Genomic DNA, 15561 nt, shown 5'->3' on the forward strand with positions numbered 1-15561 from the left:
GGCTACTGGCAGCATCGCGGCGGTACACCGTTCGCTGCGTTCATGCGTCGTGCGAGGCGTACTGTGCCCCCGCTCATGCCGGCTCGGCCAGGGTGAGGCCGTACCGAGTGCCCGCCCACGGGACTTCTGTGACCTTCCGGAGGTACGCGATGACGTCCGCCCCGCGCGATACCAGCGAGCTGAGCGCGCAGCTGTCGGAACACATGAACGGCTATCTGTACACCGCCTGTCTCTACACAGTGACGAAGGCGGGCATCGCCGACCACCTCTCCCAGGGCCCCCGCACCGCGGCCGAGCTGGGCGAGAAGACCGGCCTGCACGGCCCTCACCTGCACCGCGTCCTGCGCTACCTCGCCACCCGCGAGGTATTCCGCGAGGACGAACACGGCCGCTTCGCCCTCACCCCCATGGCCGAACTGCTGCGCACCGACATACCCGGCTCCCTGCACGACCCCTTCCTCATGCTCGGCGAAGACCTGTACTGGAAGCCACTCGCCCGCATGTACGACACGGTACGGACCGGGCACACCGTGTTCGACGACATATTCGGCACCGGCTTCTTCGCCCACCTCCAGACCGTCCCCGAAACAGCCTCCGTCTTCAACGCCGGCGCAGCAGGGTTCTCCCGGCTGTGGAACGAACACATCGCCACCAGCTACGACTTCCCCCACGGCGCCAGGATCATCGACATCGGCGGCGGCACCGGCAGCCTCCTGCGCGAAATCCTCACCACCCACCCCCACACCACCGGCACCCTCTACGACCAACAGTCCGTCATCGCCGAACACCAACTCGACACCCCCGACACCACCGGCCGCTGGAACGTCGCAACCGGCGACTTCTTCGACAGCGTCCCCACCGGAGCCGACTACTACATCCTCAAATCCGTCCTCCACGACTGGAGCGACACCGACTGCCTGCGCATCCTCAAGTCCGTCCGCGAAGCTGTCCACGACAACAGCAAACTCCTCGTCGTCGACCCCGTCATCCCGCCCGGCAACCAACCCCACGCCAGCAAAACCATCGACGCAATGATGATGGTCATTCACGACGGCAAGGAGCGGACCCAGGCGGAGTTCGAGGACGTCCTGGGCAAGGGCGGTTTCACCGTCACCCGGATCCTGCAGACCCCCTCCCTGATGTCCATCGTCGAGTGCGTCCCCGCCTGAACGCGTGCTCCGAGACGGAAAGAGATCCCTGGGATGAGTGAAGAGGCAATCGTCGATCTGGCCGCGCTGGGACCGGACTTCGCGCGCGACCCGCACCCGACGTATGCGGATCTGCGCAGGCGGGGACCCGTGCACCGGGTGCTGCTGCCGGAAGGTTTCACTGCCTGGCTCGTCGTGGGATACGAGGAAGCCAGGGCATCACTGTCCGACCCACGTCTGTCGAACGACTGGCGCAATTCGCCGGGTGCGGCGGACACGGACGACGACCCGTGGTCCAGTCCTCACATGCTGATCTCCGATCCGCCCCGGCACACGAGGCTGCGCAAGCTGGTGGTGAAGGAGTTCACTCCCCGGCGTGTCCAGGCGCTCGGGCCCCGAGTGCAGGAGGTCACCAACGAGCTGATCGAGGCGATGCTCGCCCGCCCAGACGGCCGTGCCGACCTCGTCCAGGACTTCGCGTTCCCCCTGCCCGCAGCGATCATCTGCGAGTTGCTCGGAGTTCCGTTCAGCGACCGTGACAAGTTCCATCGCTGGACCACCCAGGTGACCAAACAGTGGAACGGGGCCGAGGCGGAGGCGGCCCTCGCCGAACTGGACGGCTATCTGACGGCACTGCTGGAGGACAAGCGCGCGAACCCGAGCGACGACCTGCTCAGCGGGCTCGTCCGCCAGCGCGAGGAGGACGAAGACTCCCTGTCCGACACCGAGATGGTAGGTCTTGCCGTGCTGCTCCTCGTCGCCGGGCATGAGACCACCACAGGCCTCCTCTCCAACGGCATGCTTGCGCTGCTCCGGCATCCGGATCAACTGAGCGCGCTGCGCGCCGACTTCTCGCTCCTGGACGGAACCGTCGAGGAGATGCTGCGGCACAGCGGGCCGACCGGAACCTCACTGCACCGCTTCACCACCGAGCCCGTCCAGATCGGCGGCACAACCATCCCCGGCGGGGGCGAACTCGTTCTAATCGGGAACACTCCCGCCAACCGCGATCCGAGCCGCTTTCCGGACCCGGACCACTTCGACATCCGGCGCGGAGCGGCCAACCATCTGGCCTTCGGGCACGGCGTTCACGCTTGTTTCGGCGCCCCTCTGGCCAGACTGGAGGCAAGGACTGCCGTCCGGTCTCTGCTGGAACGCTGCCCGGACCTGGCCCTCGATGCCGATCCCTCCTCACTGACCTGGTACCCAAGCGCGATGATGCGCGGCCTGCCCCACCTCCCGGTCCGTGTGCGCTCCGCGGACCATACCGGTTCGTGACCTTCTGATCACCTGTACCCGTCCATCCCCCGCTTTCGCCATCTTCCGGAGGTACGCGATGACGTCCGCCCCGCGCGATACCAGCGAGCTGAGCGCGCAGCTGTCGGAACACATGAACGGCTATCTGTACACCGCCTGTCTCTACACAGTGACGAAGGCGGGCATCGCCGACCACCTCTCCCAGGGCCCCCGCACCGCGGCCGAGCTGGGCGAGAAGACCGGCCTGCACGGCCCTCACCTGCACCGCGTCCTGCGCTACCTCGCCACCCGCGAGGTATTCCGCGAGGACGAACACGGCCGCTTCGCCCTCACCCCCATGGCCGAACTGCTGCGCACCGACATACCCGGCTCCCTGCACGACCCCTTCCTCATGCTCGGCGAAGACCTGTTCTGGAAGCCGTTTGCCCGCATGTACGACACGGTACGGACCGGGCACACCGTGTTCGACGACATATTCGGCACCGGCTTCTTCGCCCACCTCCAGACCGTCCCCGAAACAGCCTCCGTCTTCAACGCCGGCGCAGCAGGGTTCTCCCGGCTGTGGAACGAACACATCGCCACCAGCTACGACTTCCCCCACGGCGCCAGGATCATCGACATCGGCGGCGGCACCGGCAGCCTCCTGCGCGAAATCCTCACCACCCACCCCCACACCACCGGCACCCTCTACGACCAACAGTCCGTCATCGCCGAACACCAACTCGACACCCCCGACACCACCGGCCGCTGGAACGTCGCAACCGGCGACTTCTTCGACAGCGTCCCCACCGGAGCCGACTACTACATCCTCAAATCCGTCCTCCACGACTGGAGCGACACCGACTGCCTGCGCATCCTCAAGTCCGTCCGCGAAGCTGTCCACGACAACAGCAAACTCCTCGTCGTCGACCCCGTCATCCCGCCCGGCAACCAACCCCACGCCAGCAAAACCATCGATGTGTCCATGCTCGCGGTGGTGGACGGCAAGGAGCGGACCCAGGCGGAGTTCGAGGACATCCTCACCAAGGGGCGCTTCACCGTCACCCGGATCCTGCAGACCCCCTCCCTGATGTCCATCGTCGAGTGCGTCCCCGCCTGAACAAAACCCGTCGGCCCGTCAGCGGCCTCGCGTCCGACCGGAGGAGACCCCAAATGCGCGTCATGATCGTCGTGTGGCCCCTGCCGGCCCACCTCTATCCCGCACTCCCACTGGCCTGGGCGCTGCAGGGCGCGGGACACGAGGTCTGCGTCGCCTCGCACCCCGATCTGGCCAGTGTCATCACAGCGGCCGGGTTCGACGCGGTCACGCTCGGCAACCCGGAGACGATGCCCTCGCCGTCGGCGGTGGGCGACTTCCTCCCCTCCGAGGAACAACGAAGGCGTCTCACCGAGGCGCTCTCCCTGTCGCCGGAGGACCATGTGTGGGCGACCTTCAGCACCTACACCTACGCGTCCTCGCGGATCTTCCACCCGGAGGACGGCGCCCCGGAGGAGTGCTGGGCAGGTGTGGACGCCCTGGTCTCCAAGGCACGTCACTGGCGTCCGGACCTGGTGCTCTGGGATCCGAACTGGCCGTCCGGGGCGGTGGCGGCGCGGGACTGCGGCGCGGCACACGCACGGGTGCTGTGGGGGCACGACTTCGTCGGTTGGGCTGCCCACAGGACCGCCCAGGGCCGGGAGGCGCTGAGGACGGCCGGCCTGGCCGATCCCGTGACGGAGCTGGTGCGGCCGTGCGCCGAGCGGTACGGCGTCACGGTCGACGACGAACTGCTACTCGGCCAGTTCACCGTCGACCCGATGCTGCCGGACATGCAACTGCGGGCTCCGTGCCGCAGGGTTCCGGTCCGCCGCATCCCCTACGGGGGGCCTGATGTCGTCCCTGCGTGGCTGCACACGCCGACCGGCCGACCGCGGCTGGCAGTGTCACTGGGCACGACACAGCGCGCGTACGACAACGACCGCGGCCTGGTCGCGGATCTACTCGACGTAGTGTCCGGTCTGGATGTCGACGTGGTCGCGACCTTCGACGCGTTGCAACTGGCGGGCAGGCCGGTGCCGGACAACGTACGCACGGTCAGCTATCTGCCACTCGGCCTGCTGCTGCCGACCTGCTCGGCGATCGTCCACCACGGCGGCATCGGCACGCTCACGGCGGCGGTCGCGCACGGAGTGCCCCAGTTCGTGGTGGCGGACGCGACGGCGGCGTACGCGGGCAACGCGCGCTATGTGCACGACTACGGAGCCGGCCTGACCGTCGGCCCGGGGACGGCTGCGGACGAGATGCGGAAGAACCTGGTGCGGGTACTGACGGAGCCCTCGTTCCAAGACGCCGCAGAGCAGTTGCGCCGCGACTGGCTTGCCGTGCCGAGCCCCAACGACATCGTGCCCGTGCTAGAGGGACTCGTGTCGTCGCTTCGCCAGGGTCACCGCATCTGACTGCCGTACTGGACGCAAAGGAGGCATCATGACAGCGTCACCGAGCACGTCGTCGACCGCGAGCGAGCGGTCACGGTTACCCTCTCTCACCGGTGCCAGGTTCCTCGCCGCCTGCATGGTGCTGGTCTGTCATGTGGGCGTCTCCTTGATTCCCCGGCTCGGAAACACACGGGCGGCCGACTATCAGCGTTACTTCGACGCCGCGGGAAACGTCGGCGTGTCCTTCTTCTTCGTGCTGAGCGGTTTCATCCTCACCTGGGTGAGCAGGCCGGACGCCCCCCCGGGGCGTTTCTGGCGCAGGCGTCTCGTGAAGATCTTCCCGAACCACCTCGTCACCCTGGCGGCCGCGCTGTTGCTGATGCTGTCCGCGAGTGTGGCAATCACTGCCGTCAACACGGTACCGACGGTCTTCCTCGTGCAGAGCTGGATCCCCGACCAGGAGGCGGTCATCAACTACGGTGCCAACGCGCCGAGTTGGTCCCTCGCCTGCGAGTTGCTGTTCTATCTGTCGTTCCCCCTGCTGCTTCGGCTGACGCGGGGCATCCGGCCGCAGCACCTGTGGCGGTGGGTGGTGGGCGTGGCCGTCGTGATCGCCCTGGTTCCGCTGTTGGCCCGGCTGTTGCCCGGACAGCCGCGGATGCCGTTGACGAACGAGCCGTGGTGGGAGGTGTGGTTCACCTACTACTTCCCCGTCACCCGCATGCTCGAGTTCGTCCTCGGTGTCCTGATGGCACTGATCGTTCTGTATCGGCGCCGGATCCCCCTCGGGCGCGGGCCGGCTCTGCTCCTGGCAGCGGGGGCCTTCGTCGGCGGGTCGCACCTGCCCGGCATGTACGACCGGGTGGCGGCGACCGCGCTCCCCATCGCCCTGCTGATCGCCGCCCTCGCCAAGGCTGACGCGCTTGACCGGGGCAGGGTGCTGGGCAGCCGGCCCATGGTCCGCCTCGGCGAGATCTCGTTCAGCCTGTATCTGGTGCACTACCTCGTCGTGTGTTACGGACCGATCGGTGCCGTCCACCCGGAAAACTGGGCGAAGCAGGTGAGCGTCCCCGAGGCGCTGGGGTACGGGATCCTGACGCTGGTGATCAGCCTGGTCCTGGCGTGGCTGCTGTACACGTTCGTGGAGGCCCCGGCCATGCGGCGCTTCAGTCGCCGGGCGCCCGGGAAGGTTCCTCCGCGCCTGGAGGAACCCGCCACGGAGCGGCCGGCCCCCACCATCTAGGACTTGTCCGGGCGATCACGTGCGGAGCCAGATGACGAGGGCTGCTGCGGTGGCGGTGCCGAGGAAGACGTAGCCGCGCTTGTCGTATCGAGTGGGTGCGCCACGAGGCGCCGTGGAATCGAGTGAGGTGAGAGACCTTCACCGCCAGTTTGTCGCAGCAATCCGGCTGAAGCTGGGGGCAGTTCGGCTCGGGGGATGCCGAGTCGAGCGGTAAGCAGCCCCGACAACGTCGGGACGGGCTGGCACTGCCAGACAGCCCGGGTCCGGCAAGTGAGATGGGAAGGTGCACGCGAGGAATCAGTGCTTGACGCCCCGTAATTACGACACCGGCTCCAACCTGGCGGATATGGGCCGGACGCAGTGCACGACCGCCATTGACTGGTGGTCGACTCCGAAGCCGACTCCACTTATCGGCGGGGAGGCCACGCCGAAAGCCTGCGGCGTAAGCGTGGCGATGCTGTCGGGGTAGAGCTGGGCACCTCACCCGTCGATCGATTCCGTGGTGAACGTGGGAACTGCCCACGGTCGCCCCAGGCCGGACCTCCAGTTCGGTCGAGGGCAGGTCCATCGCCGGCTGATGGCCGTCGGGCAGGGCGGAGGCTCCGTAGTACTCCGAGGCCGGGAGAGCCGGCCACACGGGGAAGGGAGCCAGCAAGTCAGCAGTAAGGAAACTGGAATGCCAGGAGGTTGTCGCCGGTGAATACCGACGAGCTGGAATGGGCCTTGATGAAGGCCGAACGCCGGGTACTGGAGATCCAGACCAAGCTGCACCGTTGGGCAACCGATGATTCTCATCGCAGGTTCGACGATCTGTTCAATCTCGTGGCCGACCCCGCCTTTCTGTTGATGGCGTGGGATCGGGTCCGGGGAAACAAGGGTGCCCGCACGGCCGGAGTGGACGGCAAGACCGCACGCTCCATCGAGGCCGGGCAAGGAGTCGAGGCTTTCCTCGGCACGCTGCGAACTCAACTGAGAGAACGTAGCTTCCAGCCGGTCCCTGTCCGTGAACGGATGATCCCGAAGGCGAACGGCAAGCTCCGTCGTCTCGGCATTCCGACCGTGGCGGACCGGGTGGTCCAGGCATCCTTGAAACTGGTGCTGGAGCCGGTGTTCGAAGCGGATTTCCTTCCGTACTCGTACGGATTCCGCCCGAATCGCCGGGCTCATGACGCGATCGCCGAGACGCACTACCTTGCCAGCCATTCCTACGAATGGGTGGTGGAAGGCGACATCACGGCGTGCTTCGACGAGATCTCGCACACGGCTTTGATGGATCGGGTGCGGAATCGGATCGGGGACAAGCGGGTGTTGCTCCTGGTGAAGGCGTTCCTCAAGTCCGGGATCATGTCCCGGGACGGCGCCTTCACGGACACACGCACCGGAACCCCGCAGGGTGGAATTCTCTCGCCCCTGCTGGCCAACATCGCACTCTCGGCCCTGGACGAACACATCGCCCAGGCTCCCGGAGGACCAGGCAGTACCTCCGGGGAACGGCGCAAGAGACGTCGCCGAGGGTTACCCAACTACCGGCTGGTCCGGTACGCGGACGACTTCCTCGTACTCGTCTCCGGCAGCCGGGAGCACGCCGAGGAACTGCGAAGGGGTGTCGCAGAGGCGCTGACACCGATGGGCCTTTGCCTGTCGGTCGAGAAAACGAGGATCACTCACATTGACGAGGGCTTCGACTTCCTCGGATGGCGCGTCCAGCGTCACCGGAAGCGAGGCACTGACCGGCAGTACATCTACACCTATCCGGCGCGGAAATCTGTGCGCTCGGCGACGGCCAAGGTGAAGGAACTGACCGGAAGACAGAATGTCGGTCTTCCGTTGACGTCCCTACTGCACCAGCTGAACTCGGTGCTGCGGGGATGGTGCGCGTACTTCCGCCCCGGGGTGTCGAACGTCGCTTTCTGCTACCTCAGCCACTTCGCATGGATGAGGGTTATTCGGTGGATCCGGCGCAAGCACCCAGGGATTACGTGGAAGCAGCTTCGCCGCCGCTACTGCGACGGCGGCTGGTGGCCCGCCACCGAGGGCGGAGAACTGTTCAATCCGGCGAAGGTAAGCACGACCAGATACCGATACCGAGGAACAGTGATCCAGAGTCCGTGGCCCACTACGGCATGAGAATCGGAGTGTCCCAATCGGGGCTTGTGGAGAGCCCGGTGCCCGGAGACGGGCACGCCGGGTTCGGGAGGCGGCTCGGGGAAACCCACTGGTGGAAACACCAGCAGGGCGCCCCGAGTCGACCTCACCGACGGCTCTGGCGTGCTTGAGCTTGTTGATGGCTCGCTCGACGGTGTTGCGTTTCTTGTACCGCTCTTCGTTGAACGCGGGCGGTCGCCCGCCGCCTGAGCCTTTGCGTAGGCGGGCGGCCTGGCTGTCGGTCTTCTCCGGGATCGTGTGCCGGACGCCTCGGCGCCGCAAGTAGTCGCGGACGAGGCCGTTGCTGTAAGCCTTGTCCGCAGCAAGGCTGTCCGGCTTCTTGCGGGGCCTGCCCGGCCCGAGACGGGGGACCCGGATCTTCTCCAGCACCGATTTGAACTGGGTGCAGTCCGCCCGCTGCCCTGGCGTGACGACCAGGGACAGCGGACGGCAGCGGCCATCCGCGCTCAGGTGGATTTTGCTGGTGAAACCGCCCCGCGAGCGGCCCAAGCCCTCGCCTCCCGCACCACCTCCACCAAGCGGCCGTGAAAACTCTGCCACGGCGTCTCGTCCTGGTGTTCTGCCTTCGCGGCCCCCTTTGAAGCGGGGGCCGGCGGCGGGCCGGTGCGGGCGCCGGCCGCATGCTGATGCGCACGCACGACGGTGGAGTCGACAGAGATGTCCCAGTCGATCCCCCCAACCGCGTCGGCCTCGGCCTGGACCTGCTGGAGCAGACGCTCCCAAGTCCCGTCGGCCGACCACAGACGGTGGCGTTCATAGACGGTCTTCCACGGCCCGAACCTCTCGGGCAGATCACGCCACTGCACTCCGGTCCGCACCCGGTGCAGAATCCCGTCGATCACCTGCCGATGATCCCGCCACCTGCCACAACGCCCGTTACTGACCGGCAGAAACGGCCGCAGCCGTGCCCACTCGGCATCCGTGAGATCGCCCCGCCCCATGCTCACCTAAACGATTGGGCACCGCGGCCGTCACGCAGGCAGCACGACACCTGCGTACTGGCCGCTCTCCGCCTGGAGAGGAACACCCGGCGGGTTGACAGTTCGATCTCTGCGACGACGACGGCAATATCCTCTCCGACCTCGAAGTGCCCTGCCGGACTCGCCGCAGGGCGGTCGTCGATCTCTCTGAAGGAGACCAGCCCGAAGATCCCATCCCCGAGGCCGACGAGGACACCGATGGGAAGCACCTTCTCAACCGTCCCGCGGAATTCCTGGCCCACCACTGTGCGGTCGGCGAAAGCCTCCAGGGGGTCGGGCTCCAGTGCCTTCAAAGACAGTCTGGCCTCAGCGTTGTGGGTATCGAACCCCATGAACTCGCACGCGACACGCTGCCCTACCTGAACAGCATCGGCGGGATCATCGAAGCGCCGCCAGGACAGTTCGGGGATACCGAGGAACCCGACACCGGGCAGGGTGGGATGACCAGGCCCGTCGTCCAAGGCCACGAAGACCCCGAATTCTTCGATCACCGCGACGGTGCCGGACAGGATGTCGCCGGGGTGCAGGGACTTCAGGAACGCCCAAAGCTCCGGGCTACCAGATTGCCAATCCATACCCGCAACCCTGGCACACGTGTGCCAGTCATGTCCTTGAACCGAGGCCCCGTCCGTAATCCCGCCATGCCTCAACCGCCAGCACCTTGATCGCCCGGACAAGTCCTAGGCGCCGCCCGGGCGCCGTCTCAGCAGTTCCGGGCACGGGCCTTTCGAGGCGCTGTGACCGGTGACCGCCCATGTCGCGGTCGGTCGTCCACGGACGACCGACCGCGACATGGGCGCTGTTGTGCCGCTGCTAAACTCGCTGCTCCTTTTGCGAGCCATCAGAAAATCGGAGGGCCTTTTCCATGAACTTCGACGCTCCAGGTCTGTCGTGGCCCGAAGTCTCCGCGAGGCGCATGGACCGAAGCTCCCTTTCCGTGCCTTCGCGACAAGCTGGTCCCGCCGAGATCGTCAGCGCCCTGTGCGGCGCGCACGCACAGGTGCTGTCGGCTGCCGAACTGTCCGTGGCGCTGCGGATCGACGGCGCCACCCGCAGCGATGTCCGCACCGCGTTATGGGACCGGCGGCAGATGGTGAAGATGTACGGTCCGCGCGGCACAGTTCATCTGCTGACCACCGCCGACCTCCCCGTGTGGATCGGTGCGTTCAGCTCCATCCCGCAGTCTCCCAGCCCCTTCCCCAAGGACGTCCGCATGACCGAGGACCAGACGGAACAGGTCGTCGCGGCCATCGGAAAGTCGTTGGAGAACACCGAGCTGACGATCGACGAACTCACCGACGCTGTGGTGGAGGCCACCGGTCCCTGGGCGGGAGACCTCGTCATGGAGGCTTTCCAGGGGAAGTGGCCGCGCTGGCGGCAGGCCATGACCCTGGCCGCCCATCGAGGGGTCCTGTGCTTTGCCCCGAACCGTGGCCGCAAGGTGACCTACACCAACCCGCTGCTCTACCTGAGCGGCGTCAGCCCGCTCGACGGACCCACCGCCCAGCGCAAGCTGGTCCAGCAGTACCTGCACGCCTACGGGCCAGCCACCCCGCAGAACTTCGCCCAGTGGCTCAGCGCACCCCGGGGGTGGGCCAGTGACCTCTTCCGCTCCCTCGACGGCGAGATACAGCGTGTCGACTTCGAGGGCGCCACCGCCTGGGTCAACGCCGGCGACATCACGGCCCCCGCCGACCCCCCTCGGGGCGTGCGGCTGCTGCCGTACTTCGACGCCTACGTGGTGGCCTCCCAGCCACGCAACCACCTCTACCCCGGCCGCGCCGCCGAGCGTGCCCTCACCCCGTCCGGGCAGGCGGGCAACTATCCGGTTCTGCTGGTCGACGGCACCATCGCGGGGGTATGGCACCAACGCCGCTCCGGGCGCAGGATCCACGTCACTGTGGAGCCCCTCGAACCCCTGTCCGCCGCCCACCTCGCCGAACTGGACGAACAGGTCGAGCGTGTGGGAGCCGTGCTGGAGGGCAAACCCGAACTCACGATCGGCACGGTGACCGTGGGCGGGCACGCCTGAGCCGTCCGGTCGCCGCCGCGTCCACGGACCGGCCGCTTGCGGTGCATCCGTCCTCAAGCCCTCGTTGAGTGCTCTGCCGCACGCTGTTACCCCCACCGTCATGACGAAGGAGTGGAGACAGCGGATGAGCAGCGCTCTGGAACAGGACAGCAGTCTGCGCCTGCTGGCGCTCGGTGACGGCTTCATCTACGCACGGGCGCTGCACCTCGCCGCGGAGCTGGGCATAGCCGATCTGCTGGCGGACGGCCCACGGCCCGCAGAGGAACTCTCGCGGCTCACTGCGACCGATCCGGGCACCTTGCACAGCATGCTGCGGGCCCTGGCCGGCTGCGGTGTGTTCACGGAGCAGTCACCCGGTTGCTTCGCGCTCACCGCGGTCGGCGAGTGCCTGCGGTCGGACCACCCCCGTTCGGTACGGACCACGATCGCCCAGTCCGGGCGGATCACAGCCCGGGCCTTTCAGCACGCCGATCACGCTCTGCGTACCGGCGACGGAGCGTTCACCGAGGCCTTCGGCCAGCCGTTCTGGGAGTTCCTGCGGGACAACCCGGAGGAGGGCGCCGCGTTCAACACGGCCATGCAGGAGCACAGCCGGGTCGAACGGGGGACAATCGTCGAGGCGTACGACTTCCCTGACACGGGCCGGATCATCGATGTGGGGGGCGGGGACGGCACACTGCTCGCGGCGGTGCTCCAGGCTCGTCCCAAGACGACCGGCGTGCTGTTCGACCTGCCGCACGTGGTGGAGCGGAACTGCATCGGGGATGTGGGACTCGCCGAGCGCTGCGAGGTCGTCGGCGGCGACATCTTCGGGGAACTGCCCTCGGGCGGGGACCTGTACCTGATGAAGTCGGTACTGCACGGCTGGACCGACCACGACGTGCTCACCATCCTGCGCGGCTGCCGACGAGCTATGAAGCCGGACAGCCGGCTGCTGCTCATCGAGCGGGTAATCCCCCCGGGCGATGTCCCACACACGAGCAAGGCGTTCGACTTCGCCATGCACGTCATGGCGGGCGGCCAGGAACGTACCGGCGACGAGTACACGCGGCTGCTCGCCGAGGCCGGGTTCGCCGTCGGCCGGGTCATCGCGACAGGCTCGGTGCAGAGCATCGTGGAAGCGGTGCTTCATGGCTCCTGACGGCAAGATCGCCCTGATCACGGGCGCCAACAAGGGAATCGGATTCGAAATCGCGCGGCGCCTGGGCGCCTTGGGCGCCGTGGTGTTGGCCGGGGCCCGTGACAAGGCCCGCGGCGAAGCCACCGTGGAGCAGTTGCGCGGCGAAGGGGCCGACGCGCACTTCCTTCATCTGGACGTGACGGACCCGGGCCTGATCGAGCGGGCCGCCCACCGTATCGACGAGCGCCACGGTCGGCTGGACATCCTCGTCAACAACGCCGGGATTAACATCGAGTGGCCGTTCAACGTCCCCAGCAAGGTCAGCGTCGAGCAGCTCAGGACCACGTTCGAGACGAACGTGCACGGTGTGGCGGCGGTGACGAACGCCGTCCTTCCGCTGCTCCGCCGGTCGGCGGCGGGCCGGATCGTCAACGTCTCCAGCGAGATGGGGCTGCCCGCCTGGCTGGACGGATCCGAGATGCCGGCGATCACGGCGTACAGCGTGTCCAAGGCGGCGCTGAATATGCTGACCCTGCTGTACGCCAACGAGCTGCGAGACACCTCGATCAAGGTGAATGCCTGCTCACCGGGGTTCGTGGCAACGGACATCAACGACGGCGTCGGTGAGCGCACGGCCGAGGAGGGTGCCGCCATAGAGGTCCGCCTCGCCACGCTCGACGCGGACGGCCCCACGGGCCGGTTCGTCACGGACGAAGGCATCCGGTCCTGGTGACCGCCCGACGGCCCCGCCGTCGCAGCAGCACAGGTATCCGACGATCCGGCCTTAGGAACCCAACGCCCTGGTGAGCCCTCCGAGGAGTTCTCTTATGCGCATCCTGTTCGTCGTCTGGCCCATGGCGGCGCATCTCTACCCGATCGTTCCCCTGGCGCGTGCATTCCAGGCCGCAGGGCACGAGACCCGCGTCGCCTCACACCCCGCCCTGGTCGAAGAGATCACCGCCGCCGGCCTCGCCGCGGTCTCGGTGGGCACACCGGACACCATGCCGAAACTGTCCGAAGTGGGCGATTACGTAGTGCCCGAGGAGGAGCGGAACCGTCTGGCCAAGGCGTTCAACGTCACCGGTGCCGACGAGCACGCCTGGTTCATGTTCAGTTACTTCGCTCTCGCCGGGACCCGGATCTTCCACTCCCCCGGCGCCGCGTCCGACGGAGCCATTCCCGGAACGGACCACCTGGTGGATCTCGCCCGCGCCTGGGAACCCGATCTCGTCCTCTGGGACATGTGGCCCGCCGCGGCTATCGCCGCACGGGTCACCGGCGCGGCGCACGCCCGTTTCCTGTGGGGGCCCGACTACTGCGGCTGGGCACGGCAGCGGTACCTAAGGCTCGGCGGAGCGGAGTGGACGGGCCAGCAGGACCCGCTGACGGAGGCGGTGACGGAGGCGGCCCGGCGGCACGGCGTCACGGTCGACGACGAACTCCTCCTCGGCCAGCTGACCCTGGACCCGACGCCGACGGCGCTGCGCCTGGACACCCCGGCACAGACCGTCTCGATGCGCCGGGTGCCCTACACCGGGACGGATGTCGTGCCGGACTGGCTCCACCAGCGTCCGCAGCGGCCCCGGGTGGCCGTGTCCCTGGGCATGTCGGGCCGGGAGTACGCGACCAACGGGGCTCTGATCACGAAGTTGCTGGAGATGGTGGCCGACCTGGACGTCGAGGTCGTCGCCACCCTCAACGAGGTCCAGCTGGCCGGGCAACGGGTCCCGGACAATGTCCGTGTCCTCGACTATGTCCCCTTAAACCAGTTGCTGCCCACCTGTTCGGCGATCGTCCACCACGGCGGCAGCGGCACGGTCATGGCCGCCGTGGCCCATCGGGTGCCGCAACTCATCGAGGAGGAGGGACTGGAGTCGGCAACGTACGCGCCCTATGTCATGCGGCACGGGGCTGGACTGACCCTCGATCACAAGCGGCAGTCTGTCGACGTGATGCGCGCGCGGCTCCTGCGGGTGCTGCACGAGCCCTCGTTTCACGCGGGGGCGGACTCCCTGTACGCCGAGTGGCTGACCATGCCGTCTCCGCGTGACGTCGTGCCGGTCCTCGAGGAGCTGACGAGGCATCACCGCCTGCGTGGCTGAGAAAGGCACGTCATGCTTCGACGGAACGCGCCGCACCCACGTCGGAGTGCGGCGTGCTCCGGCGGTGCCGGGGCCGTCAGGCGCGGGTCGACCTGCCCTCGGCACGCACACTGGCCAGCAGTCGGTCGTCCGCGTCGTAGACGTGGGAGATGCCAGTGCAGGTAAAGGTGTCACCGCTCAGCACTCCCGCCTGATCGATGTCCACCCAGCCGGAGAAGATCCCGCTCTCGTCAAACTCCAGTTCCACGATCCGGAACGAGAACGTATCCGGGCCGGTCCTGCTCCAGTACCCCGCTCCGACGGAACCGGGGCGTGGCCCGGCGAGGATCATGGCCCGTCCGTTCTCGGTGAAACGCAGCGTGCTCGTGTACGACTGCCCCTCAACCGTTAGGTGTTCGGTCCAGGTGCCAGCCAGCGTCGTAGTTCCCAGAATGTCGTCCATGCCTTTCCCACCCTCTCGGCTGCGGTGCGCTGACGGGTTCACGGTGCGTCCTCCGGCTCGACGAGCGCTTGAGGCCGGGCCACATGCACAGGAGGCGGCGGGCCGCACCTCGTACATCGTCCGATTGACCTGGTCTCCAGCAGAGTTGGAGGGGGGGCAGGCACCGTTGATGGCGTCTCGTACATCGTCTAAGGGGAGTCGCCGTGTCCCAAACCGTGCACCACGCCGTCGCGCAGGTCACCGGAGACCTCTACGCGGAGGTCCAGACGTTCTACGCCCGTCAGATGCGGCGGGCCGACTCCCTCGACATCGAGGGCTTCGCCGAGACGTTCACTGACGAGGGCGAGGTAGTGCACGCCGACGGTGGGCGGACCCGCGGCCGGGCCGAGATGATTGCCGCCATGCGGGCCAGGCTGTCCCGATACCGGGGCGTGTCGACCCAGCACTGGTTCGGCCAGTTACTCATTGAGCCGCTGGCCGACGGCGCCCTGGGCATCTCCTACTACACACTCGTTGCCCAGGTGGACGAGCAGGGGCTGTCCTTCCAACCGACCTACACCGTGGACGATGTGCTGGTGCGCGAGCCAGGCGGTGACCTGCGGACGCGTTCGAGGGTCATCCGCCGAAGCGCCCCCGCCCAGCGGTGACGGCGAGGC

The 15561-nt window shown here is 67.4% G+C and carries 13 protein-coding genes and 1 pseudogene; 11 read left to right on the forward strand and 3 right to left on the reverse strand.

The window, feature by feature from the left end; all coding sequences use genetic code 11:
* The first annotated feature begins 149 nt into the window (after positions 1-149).
* The 6 genes from OHA98_RS38275 to ltrA all read left to right on the forward strand — a co-directional run bounded on the left by OHA98_RS38275 (position 150) and on the right by ltrA (position 8190).
* A complete protein-coding gene (locus OHA98_RS38275) occupies positions 150-1169 on the forward strand; it encodes a methyltransferase (protein WP_266932665.1) in 1020 nt (339 codons plus the stop codon).
* Positions 1170-1202: 33 nt separating this feature from the next.
* Positions 1203-2426, forward strand: a complete 1224-nt coding sequence (locus tag OHA98_RS38280; RefSeq protein ID WP_266932667.1) for a cytochrome P450 — start codon at positions 1203-1205, stop codon at positions 2424-2426.
* A gap of 58 nt (positions 2427-2484) precedes the next feature.
* Positions 2485-3504: a methyltransferase gene (locus OHA98_RS38285; protein WP_266932669.1), complete on the forward strand. Its 1020-nt coding sequence runs from the start codon at positions 2485-2487 to the stop codon at positions 3502-3504.
* Between the two features lie 53 nt (positions 3505-3557).
* Positions 3558-4841 carry a nucleotide disphospho-sugar-binding domain-containing protein gene (locus tag OHA98_RS38290; protein ID WP_266932670.1) on the forward strand — a complete coding sequence of 428 codons (1284 nt, stop codon included), beginning with the start codon at positions 3558-3560 and terminating at the stop codon, positions 4839-4841.
* A 28-nt stretch (positions 4842-4869) separates the two neighbouring features.
* On the forward strand, positions 4870-6063 hold the full coding sequence (locus OHA98_RS38295) for an acyltransferase (RefSeq protein WP_266932671.1): 1194 nt from the start codon (positions 4870-4872) through the stop codon (positions 6061-6063).
* 696 nt (positions 6064-6759) lie between these two features.
* A complete protein-coding gene (gene ltrA / locus OHA98_RS38300) occupies positions 6760-8190 on the forward strand; it encodes a group II intron reverse transcriptase/maturase (RefSeq protein WP_266932673.1) in 1431 nt (476 codons plus the stop codon).
* Between the two features lie 129 nt (positions 8191-8319).
* On the opposite strand, the pseudogene OHA98_RS38305 reads toward ltrA, so the two are convergent.
* Positions 8320-9170, reverse strand: a pseudogene (locus OHA98_RS38305) (IS5 family transposase); the annotation flags it as partial.
* A 2-nt stretch (positions 9171-9172) separates the two neighbouring features.
* Positions 9173-9784, reverse strand: coding sequence for a S1 RNA-binding domain-containing protein (locus tag OHA98_RS38310; protein ID WP_266932675.1), 612 nt, complete (start codon positions 9782-9784; stop codon positions 9173-9175).
* Positions 9785-10125: 341 nt separating this feature from the next.
* Here OHA98_RS38310 and OHA98_RS38315 point away from each other — a divergent pair, with 341 nt between their 5' ends.
* The 4 genes from OHA98_RS38315 (at position 10126) to OHA98_RS38330 (ending at position 14463) form a co-directional block, all read left to right on the forward strand.
* Positions 10126-11241 carry a winged helix DNA-binding domain-containing protein gene (locus OHA98_RS38315; RefSeq protein ID WP_266932677.1) on the forward strand — a complete coding sequence of 372 codons (1116 nt, stop codon included), beginning with the start codon at positions 10126-10128 and terminating at the stop codon, positions 11239-11241.
* Positions 11242-11365: 124 nt separating this feature from the next.
* Positions 11366-12382, forward strand: coding sequence for a methyltransferase (locus OHA98_RS38320; RefSeq protein ID WP_266932679.1), 1017 nt, complete (start codon positions 11366-11368; stop codon positions 12380-12382).
* Positions 12372-13094, forward strand: a complete 723-nt coding sequence (locus tag OHA98_RS38325) for an SDR family oxidoreductase (protein WP_266932680.1) — start codon at positions 12372-12374, stop codon at positions 13092-13094. The genes OHA98_RS38320 and OHA98_RS38325 overlap by 11 nt, the downstream gene beginning before the upstream one ends.
* Positions 13095-13188: 94 nt before the next feature.
* A complete protein-coding gene (locus OHA98_RS38330) occupies positions 13189-14463 on the forward strand; it encodes a nucleotide disphospho-sugar-binding domain-containing protein (RefSeq protein ID WP_266932682.1) in 1275 nt (424 codons plus the stop codon).
* A gap of 76 nt (positions 14464-14539) precedes the next feature.
* Here OHA98_RS38330 and OHA98_RS38335 read toward each other — a convergent pair whose 3' ends face one another.
* The gene (locus OHA98_RS38335) at positions 14540-14905 is read right to left on the reverse strand and encodes a hypothetical protein (RefSeq protein ID WP_266932683.1); all 366 of its coding nucleotides are present in this window, start codon (positions 14903-14905) and stop codon (positions 14540-14542) included.
* A 203-nt stretch (positions 14906-15108) separates the two neighbouring features.
* Between OHA98_RS38335 and OHA98_RS38340 the strand changes: the two genes are divergently transcribed.
* Complete coding sequence (locus tag OHA98_RS38340; RefSeq protein WP_266932684.1) at positions 15109-15552, forward strand: nuclear transport factor 2 family protein; 444 nt, start codon at positions 15109-15111, stop codon at positions 15550-15552.
* The last annotated feature ends 9 nt before the right edge of the window (positions 15553-15561 follow it).

This window comes from Streptomyces sp. NBC_00654 (genome assembly GCF_026341775.1).
GTDB lineage: Bacteria > Actinomycetota > Actinomycetes > Streptomycetales > Streptomycetaceae > Streptomyces.

Excerpts from the sequence above, each read along its gene's own strand:
- OHA98_RS38275 (WP_266932665.1), top strand. The coding sequence starts at position 150 with ATGACGTCCGCCCCGCGCGATACCAGCGAGCTGAGCGCGCAGCTGTCG.
- OHA98_RS38280 (WP_266932667.1), top strand. The coding sequence starts at position 1,203 with ATGAGTGAAGAGGCAATCGTCGATCTGGCCGCGCTGGGACCGGACTTC.
- OHA98_RS38285 (WP_266932669.1), top strand. The coding sequence starts at position 2,485 with ATGACGTCCGCCCCGCGCGATACCAGCGAGCTGAGCGCGCAGCTGTCG.
- OHA98_RS38290 (WP_266932670.1), top strand. The coding sequence starts at position 3,558 with ATGCGCGTCATGATCGTCGTGTGGCCCCTGCCGGCCCACCTCTATCCC.
- OHA98_RS38295 (WP_266932671.1), top strand. The coding sequence starts at position 4,870 with ATGACAGCGTCACCGAGCACGTCGTCGACCGCGAGCGAGCGGTCACGG.
- OHA98_RS38310 (WP_266932675.1), bottom strand. The coding sequence starts at position 9,784 with ATGGATTGGCAATCTGGTAGCCCGGAGCTTTGGGCGTTCCTGAAGTCC.
- OHA98_RS38315 (WP_266932677.1), top strand. The coding sequence starts at position 10,126 with ATGGACCGAAGCTCCCTTTCCGTGCCTTCGCGACAAGCTGGTCCCGCC.
- OHA98_RS38320 (WP_266932679.1), top strand. The coding sequence starts at position 11,366 with ATGAGCAGCGCTCTGGAACAGGACAGCAGTCTGCGCCTGCTGGCGCTC.
- OHA98_RS38325 (WP_266932680.1), top strand. The coding sequence starts at position 12,372 with ATGGCTCCTGACGGCAAGATCGCCCTGATCACGGGCGCCAACAAGGGA.
- OHA98_RS38330 (WP_266932682.1), top strand. The coding sequence starts at position 13,189 with ATGCGCATCCTGTTCGTCGTCTGGCCCATGGCGGCGCATCTCTACCCG.
- OHA98_RS38335 (WP_266932683.1), bottom strand. The coding sequence starts at position 14,905 with ATGGACGACATTCTGGGAACTACGACGCTGGCTGGCACCTGGACCGAA.